A 10229-nucleotide genomic window follows, 5' to 3' on the forward strand; every position below is an offset into this window, starting at 1 on the left:
AATGACCACCGAGAGCCCGCTGGGGGGCGGCTCCGACGAGCGACGCCCCTCCACCGATCAACCGACCACGTCCTACCCCGCGACGGGGACGTCGACCCCGCCACCGCGCCCGGGTCACCCCCGCGGCCTCGCCCTGGCGGCCCTGATCGTCGGCATCGTCGCCTTCCTGCTCGGCCTGGTGCCGGTGGTCGGCACGATCGTCGGCCTCGCCGCCGTGGTGCTCGGCGTCATCGCCCTGGTGCGACGGCAGCCGAAGGTGCTGGCGTGGATCGGCCTCGGGCTGGGAGCCGTCGCCACCATCGTGTCGATCGTCGTCGCCGTCGGCCTCGGTGCGGCGATCGACAGCGTGCAGCAGGACGACCCCGCCGTGACCGCGACCTCCGAGCCCGCCCCCGCCCCCACGTCGTCGACCACCGCCCCCACCCCGTCGGCCACGCCGACGTCGGCGGCCGCCGACGTGCCGGCCGACTACGCCCAGGCCCTCGAGGACGCCGAGCCCTTCGCGATCAGCCTCGGCAGCAGCAAGGCCTACACGTTCTCGAAGCTCGTGGCCGGTGGCGCGTCCGAGGCCGCGGCGCAGTACGCCGTCGACACGGTCGGCGCCGACTGGCAGGCCAACGCCGTCCGCAAGGCCAAGGCCTATGCGCGGGACGGCATGACCGGCGACGTGCTGCGCAACCAGCTCGTGAGCGAGTACGGCGAGTGGTTCACGGCCGAGGAGGCCGACTACGCCCTGGCGCACCTCGACGACTGACGCCCCGTGACGCGATCGTGACCCGGGCCGGCCCGACGTCATCCTGCGGGACGACTGCACGGGTCGGACCGGTCGGTAGCGTCGAGATCGGCGAACGGGTGGGACGGCCCGACGACCAGGAAGGCACGACCATGAGGAGCACGACCATCAGGGGCACGACCGCGAAGCGGAGGGCGACGATCACGGGGGCGACGGCCTGCCTGGTGCTGGCCCTGACGGCGGGCTGCGCGAGCGGTCCCGGCGAGGCGACGCCCGATCCTTCGAGCCCCGGCTCGTCGGCGCCGTCCTCGCCCGCGCCGTCGGACACCTCCACGCCCACTCCGACCGAGGCCCCCGGGCCGATCGCCCTGCCCACCGACTGCACCGACGTCGTCGACCAGGCGACCTACGCCGCGACCTTCGGCGACATCCCGCTCAACCCCGTCGAGTTCGGCGGCTCGGGCACCACGTCGGGCGTGGTCACGCCGACCGAACCGCCCACGGGGGCCGGCGCGATCGAGATCGTCGGGGCCGCGAACGAACTGAGCTGCCTGTGGCGTGACCCCCGAGGCGACGTCTCGGGCATCTCGGTGACCATGGCGCACCTCGACCCCGCGGCCTCGGGCCCGGCCTTCGACGGGCTCGCCTCGGCCGGCTTCACGTGCACGACCGTCCACGAGGGCCGCAGCTGCCAGCTCGTGACGTCCGATCCGCAGTACCCGGTCGACCGCACGCAGACCTACTGGGCCCGGGACGACGTCGTCGTCACGGTCGATCAGACGAACGTGCCGACGGACGACCTGATCGGCTCGATCGCGACGCGCCTCTGGGGCTGAATGCGCGCCTCCTGCCGTCGTCAGACCCCAGGAAACGGCCGAGACCCCCGTGCGCGCACGGGGGTCTCGGTGACTTCCTGGGGTCTCGCGCTCAGAGCACGCTCTTCGGCACGCGGTGCAGCGTGACCGCGCCGACGGCGTCGAACGGGTGCAGCGGGTCGGGGGCGACCGAGCCGGTCGGGCCGCCGAGCCGCGAGTGCCCCACGGCACTGAGCACCGCGTAGGCGTCACCGCGCGACCAGCCGTGGTCGTCGACGAGGAACGAGAACGCGTCCTCGTAGCCGCGGCGGATGCTCTCCTGCACCGGGTCGCCGAGGCCGACGAAGATCCAGTCGTCGGTGGTCTCGATGCGCGGCGCCCGCAAGCCGAGGCCCGGCACCAGGTCGACCGAGACGACCGCCGTGCCCTCGGCCTCGATCGCCACGAACGACGACTCGCCCTCGGCCATGATCGCGTGCACGTCGCCGATCGACAGGTACGCGCCCTCGACCATGACCGGCAGGTAGACCGTCGAGCCGACCGTGTTCTCGGTGACGTCCATGTTGCCGCCCTGGGCGTACGCGGGCATGATCGTCGAGTTCTCGCCCTCGGCGGGCGCCGTGCCCATGCAGCCGATCATCGGCCGCGCCTCGAACACGTGCCGATCCGTGACGTGCACCCCGTCGGAGTCGATCGGCACGCGGCGGGTGAACATCTCGTCGCCCATCACGTGCTGCAGGGCTCCGGACCCGGGCAGGCTGACCGACCAGCCGTGCTCGATCAGTCGGATCTCGTGCACCGTCACGGCGAGCGCGTCGCCCGGCTTGGCACCCTCGACGTACACCGGCCCGGTGACGGGGTTGATCGGCACGGACAGCTTCGCCAGGTCGTGGTGCCGGTGCAGCTCGGCGTAGACGGCGTCGCTCGTCTCGAATCCGATGCGTTCACCCGTGCCGGGTTCGATGCGCAGGGCCGGCTCCACCGTGGCAGTGAAGCCGGGGCGACCGTGCTCCTTGCCGAGGAAGTGGTCGATCCCGTCGTGCCGTGGCCCCGAGGAGGCGCGGGTCGGCTCCCCGACGGAGGCGCCGGCCCCCGGGCCGGTCCCGTCGGCGCCGGCAGCGTCCCCGGAACTCATGCGTCGTGCCGTTCGGAGTCGGTGGCGGGGGTGGACGCGACCGCGGAGTCGTCCGCGCCCTGCCCGAGGGTCGGCGCCGCGCCTCCTCGGCTGCGGTAGTAGAGGAACACGCCCGCACCGAGGACCAGCCAGATCACGCCGCCGATCTTGGCCTCGGGCGCGGCGTTGACCAGCACGTAGCCGATGATCAGGAACCCGACCACGGGCACGACGAGGTGCAGCAGCCAGTTGCGCGACTTCTTCTTCACGACGTAGTGCACGACGACCGACACGTGCAGCAGCATGAAGCCGAAGAGGGCCCCGAAGTTGACCAGCGAGGCGATCACGTTGATCTGTCCGACGAAGAACAGCACGAGCACGGCCGAGAGCGCCGACACGACGAGGATCGCGGCCTGCGGCACCTGACGCGTGTTGATCTTCGACAGGAACGCCGGCAGCTGCTTGTCGCGGCTCATCGAGAAGAGCAGGCGCGAGGTCGCGGCCTGGGCGGCCATCGCGTTGGCGATGCCGACGGCGAGCACGTTGACGACGAAGAACGCCGTCGCCCACCCGCTGTTCGACGCCTCGCGCACGAGGTCGAAGAAGGCGTTGCCGGCCTCGCCCTCGGGGAACGACTCGCGGCCGCCGGCGAGCGCGCTGGCCAGCCAGGTCTGCAGGATGAAGCAGAACGCCACGATGAACAGGGCGATGATCATCGCCTTGCCCGCTCCACCACGCTTGCCGGTGCTCTCCTCGGACAGCGTCGAGATGCCGTCGAAGCCGAGGAAGCTGAGCACGGCGATCGACAGCGCCGAGGCGATCAGGGGTGCGGTGACCTTGCTCGAGTCCCAGATCGGGTCGGTGGTGAACTCGGCGCCGGGGATCGTGCCGCCGTTGAGCGCGGTCACGGCGATGATGACGAAGATCACGATGAAGACGACCTCGATCGCGAGGAACACCCGGTTCATCAGCTTGATCGAGCTGATGCCGAGCAGGTTCACCGCGGTGTTGATCGCGACGAAGATCAACGCCCACATCCAGCGGGCGGTGCCGGGGAAGATGCCGATCATCGACTCGGCGGCGAAGACGTAGAGCAGCGTCGGCACGAGCAGGTAGTCGAGCAGGATGGCCCAGCCGGCGAAGAACCCGGCCACGGGGTGGATGCCCCGCCCGACGTACGAGAACACCGACCCGGCGAGCGGGATCGACTTCGCCATCTGCGCGTAGGCGAGGGCGGTGAAGATCATCGCGACGAGGCCGACGAGGTAGACCAGCGGCACCATGCCCGACGAGGCGTTGTAGACGGTGCCGAAGATCGCCCAGGGCGCGATCGGCACCATGAAGATCAGGCCGTAGATCAACAGGTCGACGGTCGAGACCGACCGCTTGAGTTCTTGCTTGTAGCCGTACTGCTCGAGCTGCTGCTGGTTGCTCAGCTCACCGCCGGAGGCGGCCTTCGTGGGCAGGGACATGGTGTGCTCTCTCGCTCGGGTGGGGATCGGGTCGGTGCGGTGGGGTGTGCGGTGGGGGTGCGGCGGGGTGGGGATCGGGAGGCGCGGGTCGCGCCGGTTCAGGAGGCGCGGCCCGCGCCGGTCAGGAGGCTCGCGCGACGTCGCGCCGCTCGTCGTGCGCCGTCAGGAAGGGTGCGACGACGGCCCGGAACTCCTCGGGCTGCTCGAGGTGCGAGCAGTGGCTGGCGCCGGCGAACACGTGCGAGCGGACGTCGGCGATGCCGTCGACGAACGGCTGCCAGGTGGCGGGCGTCGCCTCGTCGAACTCGCCGGCGACGACGAGGGTCGGCGCGACGATCGACGGCAGGCGGTCGACGATCGTCCAGTCGCGCATCGTGCCGATGACGTGGAACTCGTTCGGCCCGTTCATCGTGTGGTAGACGGTCGGCTCGGCCTCCATCTGCTCCTCGCTGTCGACGAAGTCCTGCGGCATGGGCACCACGCGGCAGACGTGACGCTCGTAGAACACCTGGGTGGCGGCGAGGTACTCGGGGTCGGTGGTCGTGCCGTCCGCCTCGTGCCGGGCCAGCGCCTCCTGGGTGTCGGTCGGCAGCTGGTCGCGCAGCTCGCCGGCGCCCTCGACCCAGAGCTGCATGGAGGCGGGCGAGTTGCAGATCGCCAGGCTCGCGAGCCCGTCCGGCGCCGTCACGGCGATCTCGGCGCCGAGCATGCCGCCCCACGACTGGCCGAGCAGGTGGTACCGCTCGAGGCCGAGGTGCGCGACGAGGGCCTCGAACTCGGCGACGAACAGGCTCGGCTGCCAGAAGTCGACCGGGGCGTCGGGCAGGTGGGTGCTGCGACCGCAGCCGAGCTGGTCGTAGTGCACGACCGTGCGACCGGTCTCGTCGGCCAGGGCACCGAGGTTGCGCAGGTAGTCGTGGGCCATCCCCGGGCCGCCGTGCACCACGACGAGGGGCAGCGCACCCTCGCGCGGCTCGTCGGGCGTGGTGACCCGGTACCAGGTCTCGGCGTCGTGGAAGGGGGCGGTGCCGGTGGTGATCGTGGACATGCGGGTGAGCATGCACCCGGCTAAGGTCTCGCGACAAGACCTTTCGCGATGCCTTAATCTGCTCGTAACACGACGAGACCTCGAGTGCTCCGCGCACGACGGGTCGGCGAACCGGAACGGGGACGCGATGGGCCAGGACGAGAGCCGAGGAGGCGCGGGCGGCGCACGCTCGGACGTCGCGGTCGACGGCGCCCTCGGTGGTGCCCTCGGGGCCCCTCTCGCCCCGACGACCCGGGTCGACGACCTCACCGACCGCCTCGTCACCGCCATCACGATCGGCGAGTACCTGCCCGGCTCGCGCCTCCCCCCGGAGCGCGACCTCGCCGCCTCGCTGCGGGTCGGCCGCATGACCGTGCGGGCCGCCCTGGCCCGGCTCGTCGAGCAGGGCTTGATCGTGACGCAACGCGGGCGCGGCGGCGGCTCGTTCGTCCAGGCGCCGGCACCGGGGTCGGGCACCGACGTCGTGCGCCGCACGCTCGCCGCACGCTGGTCCGACCTGCGCGACACGAGCGAGGCGATCAGCCGTCTGCACGGCGTCGTCGCCGAAGCGGCAGCCGAGAACCGCACCGCGACCGACGTCGACCGGTTGCACGACCGACTCGAGGGCTACCGCGACGCCGCGTCGGGGCTCGCGTCGCAGAAAGCCGACGAGGCCCTGCACGTCGCGATCGCCGAGGCCGCCGGCAACGCGACGCTGCGCGGCGTGCTGTTCGACCTCGAGGCCCGGGTGAGCATCTCGGCACCGGCGCACCTCTGGGGCGGGCCGGACGGCATGCGCGAGATGGAGCTGCGCGCCCTCGCCGACCACGAGGCGCTCGTCGCCGCGATCTGTGACGGGCGCGCGGCGGACGCCGCGGCCATCGCGCGCGAGCACGTCAAGATCGACCTCGAGCTGCTCGAGCGCGAACTCGGCCGCACCGACGCGACCGGCTGAAGCCTGCCCTGGCGGCCGACCCGCGCCTCCTGAGCCCTCGGACCCCAGGAACTCGCCGAGACCCCCTCGCGCGCACGGGGGTCTCGGCGAGTTCCCGGGGTCTCGGCGTGACGGCGCGGCCGAGGCCGGCCGTGACAGGCTGGGCGGGTGAGCGACTCGACGACGAACGACACCGGCCCCACGACCGCCCCGCCCGCCTGGTGGACGACCGCGACGGTCTACCAGATCTACCCGCGCAGCTTCGCGGACTCGAACGGCGACGGGGTGGGCGACCTCGGCGGCATCCGGCGGCGACTCGGTCACCTGCACGATCTCGGGGTCGACGTGATCTGGCTGTCGCCGATCTACCGGTCTCCGCAGGCCGACAACGGCTACGACATCAGCGACTACGACGACGTCGACCCGCTGTTCGGCACGCTCGAGGAGTTCGACGCCCTGACGGACGAGGTGCACGCGCTCGGCATGAAGCTGGTCATGGACCTCGTCGTCAACCACACGAGCGACGAGCACCCGTGGTTCGTCGAGGCCCGGTCGTCGCGCGACGCCCCGAAGCGCGACTGGTACCTCTGGCGCGACCCGCTGCCGTCCGGCGAGGGGACGGACGCCGCGGGCACTCCCGGCGCCGGCACCCACCCGACCGCGTGGCGCAGCGCGTTCAGCGGCCCGGCCTGGACCCTCGACGAGCGCACCGGCCAGTACTACCTGCACATGTTCGCGTCGAAGCAGCCCGACCTCAACTGGGAGAACCCCGACCTGCGCCGGGCGGTGTTCGACATGATGAACCGCTGGCTCGACCGGGGCGTCGACGGCTTCCGCATGGACGTGATCAACCACATCGCCAAAGAGCCCTCGTCGCTGGCGCCCGGCGCGTCGCACTTCGTCATGGGCGGGCAGATCCACGACCATCTGCGCGAGATGCACCGCGAGGTCTTCGCGCACCGCACCGACCGCGAGCTGATCACGGTGGGCGAGATGCCGGGCGTGACGGTCGACGACGCCCGGCTGTTCACGGCCGCCGACCGGCACGAGCTCGACATGGTGTTCCAGTTCGAGCACGTCGGCCTCGACCACGGGCCGGACTCGAAGTTCGACAACCTCCCGTTCGACCTCGTGGCCCTCAAGCGCTCGCTGTCGCGCTGGCAGGACGGTCTCGCCGACCAGGGCTGGAACAGCCTCTACCTCGGCAACCACGACCAGCCGCGGTCGGTTTCGCGCTTCGGCGGCGACGACCGGTACCGGTTCGAGTCGGCGACGTTGCTCGCCACCGTGCTGCACCTGCACCGGGGCACGCCGTACGTCTACCAGGGCGACGAGATCGGCATGACGAACGCCGGGTTCACCTCGATCGAGCAGTACCGCGACATCGAGTCGGTCAACTGGTTCGACGAGTCGGTCGCGGCGGGGGCCGACCGCGAGGCCCTGCTCGAGGCGTTGCGCTTCCGCAGTCGCGACAACGCGCGCACCCCGGTGCAGTGGTCGGGAGGCGCGGCGGCGGGCTTCAGCACCGGCACCCCGTGGATCGAAGTGGTCGCGAACCACGACACCGTGAACGTCGAGGCCGACCGAGCGGCGGGCGACCGCTCGGTGTTCGAGCACTACCGCCGCCTGATCGCGTTGCGGCACGAGTCGCCGGTCGTGGCGCTCGGGTCGTTCGAGCTGCTGGCACCGGACGACGAGCGGCTGTACGCGTTCACCCGCACGCTCGGTGACGAGCAACTGCTCGTGCTGGCGAACTGGTCGGGCGAGGCGTACGAGCTCGACCCCGCCCTGCACCCGGCGCTGCGGCGTCGCTCGGTGCCGCAGGTCGTGATCGGCAACGTGCCCGGCGGGGCCGGGCTGACGCTCGCGCCCTGGGAGGTGCGCGTCCTGCGGTCCTGACCCGCGCCTCCCCGCGCGCGCTCGCCCCGCCCCTCGCCCTCTCACGTGTGCAAATCGCGACAGCGGAGGCGCGGCGCGCCGCTCAGGTCGGAAGATGAGCGGCGCGCCGCGCTCCCCTCGTCGGGTTCGGCGCGCTGCACGGGGCGCGAGCGGTCGGGTTCGGCACGCCGCACGGGGCGCGGGCGGTCGGGTTCGGCACGCCGCACGGGGCCCGAGCCCCCGACGCGAGCACGCGTCGCACCGTCCATGTGCACGGTGCGACGTTCATCCGACGCTGCGACTCGTGCCCCGGACCTCACGCCCCGGACCCCGGTAGCGTCGCCGAAGTGAGCGATCCCGACGACGCGCCCGCGCCTCCTGAGAACTCGACCGAGCACGACCCGACCGGCCCGAGCGACCCCGACCCCGCACCCGCCGAGCTCCCGCACGGCTGGGTGCGCATCGGCGAGCGCCGCTGGTGGTCGACGTGGGTCGGGGCGACGACGTTCTTCGTCACCTTCTCGGCACTCCAGGGCGTCAACTTCGTCGCGGGCATCGCCGGGGCGACCGTCCGTTGGGACCTCGCGCTGCTCCTGGGAATCGCGGTCACGGTCGGGATCTTCGCCATGATCACGCTGATCCGGAACGCCCTGTCCCCGCAGCCCTGGGTCGACCTCGACTCCGGGCAGCTGCGGGCCGGCACCCGCCGACCGATCCCTCTGGCCCAGGTCGACCGTGCCGTCCTGACGACGGCGCCCGTCGGCACCGGCGGCCGGGTGGTCGTGCTCCGGCTGACCGCCAAGGAGGCGCGGGTCGAGTTCATCCTGCGCGACCGGCAGGACGCGACCCTCGACCCGACCTCGACCGCCGTGTTGGCGGAGGCGCTGCGCCGCACCTCCGTCGCCATGCCGACGTCGATCCACGATCCGAGCGGCCGGTTCGCCCGCTACAACTTCCCCGGCCACATCGGCCGCGACGACGCCGTCGCCCTCGTCGAGCACCCGCCCGCCGCCGGCGAGCCGTTGCCAGCCGCGTGGTGACCGCGGCCTGGTGACCGGTTCGCCCTCGATCACCCTCGTCCGCGACCACGTCGCACCACCGTCGTGTCGTCGAACCACGCCGGACGGTGGTTCGACGACACGACCGTGGTGCGACCTCCGAGCAGGTGGCGGCCCTCAGCGCTTCCAGTACCCCGAGAACGTGATGCGGTTCTTCGGCAGGCCCGCCGCGTGCAGGTGCCGCCGTCCTCCGGTCGCCAGCGCGGACTCGCCCACGACGTAGGCGTAGGCCCGCGGGTCGGCCGCCGACCGCGAGAGCAGTGCGGCGAGCGCCCCCTCCCCCGGCGCGGCACCCCCGGCGCCCCCGGCACCCCCGGCACCCCGACCGTCAGCGTCGCCGCCGTCGAGCGCCCGGGCGTCGAGCTCGTCCCGCACGACCCACGTCACCTCGACGCCGTCGGGCGCGTCGAGCGGACGCACGTCGCCCCGGGTCGGCACCTCCTGGATCACCGATCCCACGGAGGCGCGGTGCAGCGACCGCACGATCCCTTCCGTTCCCGGCAGCCCGGTCTCGTCGGCGACCAGGTGGATCTCGGTCGCGTCGTCGGGGGCGTTGAACAGCACGCCCTGGTCGAGCAGGCCGAGGGCGTCGCCAGGGCGGGCGGCGCAGGCCCAGATCGCCGCGGCTCCTTCGAGTTCGCCGGACTCGCCGCGGTGCAGCACGAAGTCGATGTCGAGCTCGGCGCGCGACGCCCCGGCCGCACCCGCACCCGCACCGGCACCCGCGCCGGCCGCACCCGAGCCGGCACCCGCCGAACCCGCCGGCCGGAACTGGCGCACCGTGTAGTTCGCGCAGTGTGGCCGCTCGGCCTCGGGGATCGCCAGGTACTGAGCGTACCAGAGCGACGTCGTCGCCCGCGGCAGCCGCAACGAGTCGCTGCCGGGCAGCGGCAGGAACAGCCGGAACCACTGGTCGAAGCCCATGTCGCCGAACTCGTGCAGGTCGTCGCCGACGACGGTGACGCGCTGGAAGCTCGGCGAGACGCGCTCCGAGCGCAGCACCTCGAGACGGTGCACTCGGGGGTCGGCGGGCTTGACGGGCGGGCGGCGGGTCGACATAAGGTAAGGCTAACCTAACGAACTGCGGGCCGCATCCGGCGTCGACGACCACGCCTCCGACGGGCACGCCGACGCCGAGCCACCCGCCCGACCTGCACGACCCGCACGACCCGCACGACCCGCACGACCCGCGAATCCG

9 protein-coding genes are annotated in these 10229 nt (G+C 72.4%); 5 read left to right on the forward strand and 4 right to left on the reverse strand.

The window, feature by feature from the left end; translation table 11 throughout:
* Position 1: 1 nt before the first annotated feature.
* Complete coding sequence (locus ASG28_RS15395) at positions 2-754, forward strand: Ltp family lipoprotein (RefSeq protein WP_055978068.1); 753 nt, start codon at positions 2-4, stop codon at positions 752-754.
* Between the two features lie 131 nt (positions 755-885).
* Positions 886-1569 (forward strand): hypothetical protein, encoded by a 684-nt coding sequence (locus ASG28_RS15400; RefSeq protein ID WP_157485809.1) that lies wholly within the window; start codon positions 886-888, stop codon positions 1567-1569.
* 91 nt (positions 1570-1660) lie between these two features.
* On the opposite strand, the gene ASG28_RS15405 is transcribed toward ASG28_RS15400, so the two are convergent.
* The 3 genes from ASG28_RS15405 to ASG28_RS15415 form a co-directional block, all read right to left on the reverse strand.
* The gene (locus tag ASG28_RS15405) at positions 1661-2683 is read right to left on the reverse strand and encodes an acetamidase/formamidase family protein (protein ID WP_082454815.1); all 1023 of its coding nucleotides are present in this window, start codon (positions 2681-2683) and stop codon (positions 1661-1663) included.
* The gene (locus ASG28_RS15410) at positions 2680-4134 is read right to left on the reverse strand and encodes an APC family permease (RefSeq protein WP_055978072.1); all 1455 of its coding nucleotides are present in this window, start codon (positions 4132-4134) and stop codon (positions 2680-2682) included. Before ASG28_RS15410 ends, ASG28_RS15405 begins: the two co-directional genes overlap by 4 nt.
* Positions 4135-4255: 121 nt before the next feature.
* Entirely contained in the window at positions 4256-5182 is a 927-nt protein-coding gene (locus ASG28_RS15415; RefSeq protein WP_235477951.1) for a proline iminopeptidase-family hydrolase, read from the reverse strand.
* Positions 5183-5309: 127 nt separating this feature from the next.
* On the opposite strand from ASG28_RS15415, the gene ASG28_RS15420 reads away from it, so the two are divergent.
* The 3 genes from ASG28_RS15420 (at position 5310) to ASG28_RS15430 (ending at position 9013) form a co-directional block, all read left to right on the forward strand.
* A complete protein-coding gene (locus tag ASG28_RS15420; protein WP_055978076.1) occupies positions 5310-6116 on the forward strand; it encodes a FadR/GntR family transcriptional regulator in 807 nt (268 codons plus the stop codon).
* A 147-nt stretch (positions 6117-6263) separates the two neighbouring features.
* Entirely contained in the window at positions 6264-7994 is a 1731-nt protein-coding gene (locus tag ASG28_RS15425; protein ID WP_055978078.1) for a glycoside hydrolase family 13 protein, read from the forward strand.
* A gap of 326 nt (positions 7995-8320) precedes the next feature.
* Positions 8321-9013 carry a hypothetical protein gene (locus tag ASG28_RS15430; protein WP_055978080.1) on the forward strand — a complete coding sequence of 231 codons (693 nt, stop codon included), beginning with the start codon at positions 8321-8323 and terminating at the stop codon, positions 9011-9013.
* A gap of 135 nt (positions 9014-9148) precedes the next feature.
* On the opposite strand, the gene ASG28_RS15435 is transcribed toward ASG28_RS15430, so the two are convergent.
* Complete coding sequence (locus ASG28_RS15435; RefSeq protein WP_055978082.1) at positions 9149-10090, reverse strand: siderophore-interacting protein; 942 nt, start codon at positions 10088-10090, stop codon at positions 9149-9151.
* Positions 10091-10229 lie beyond the last annotated feature (139 nt).

Origin of the sequence: Frigoribacterium sp. Leaf415, from assembly GCF_001424645.1 — a bacterium.
Taxonomy (GTDB): domain Bacteria; phylum Actinomycetota; class Actinomycetes; order Actinomycetales; family Microbacteriaceae; genus Frigoribacterium.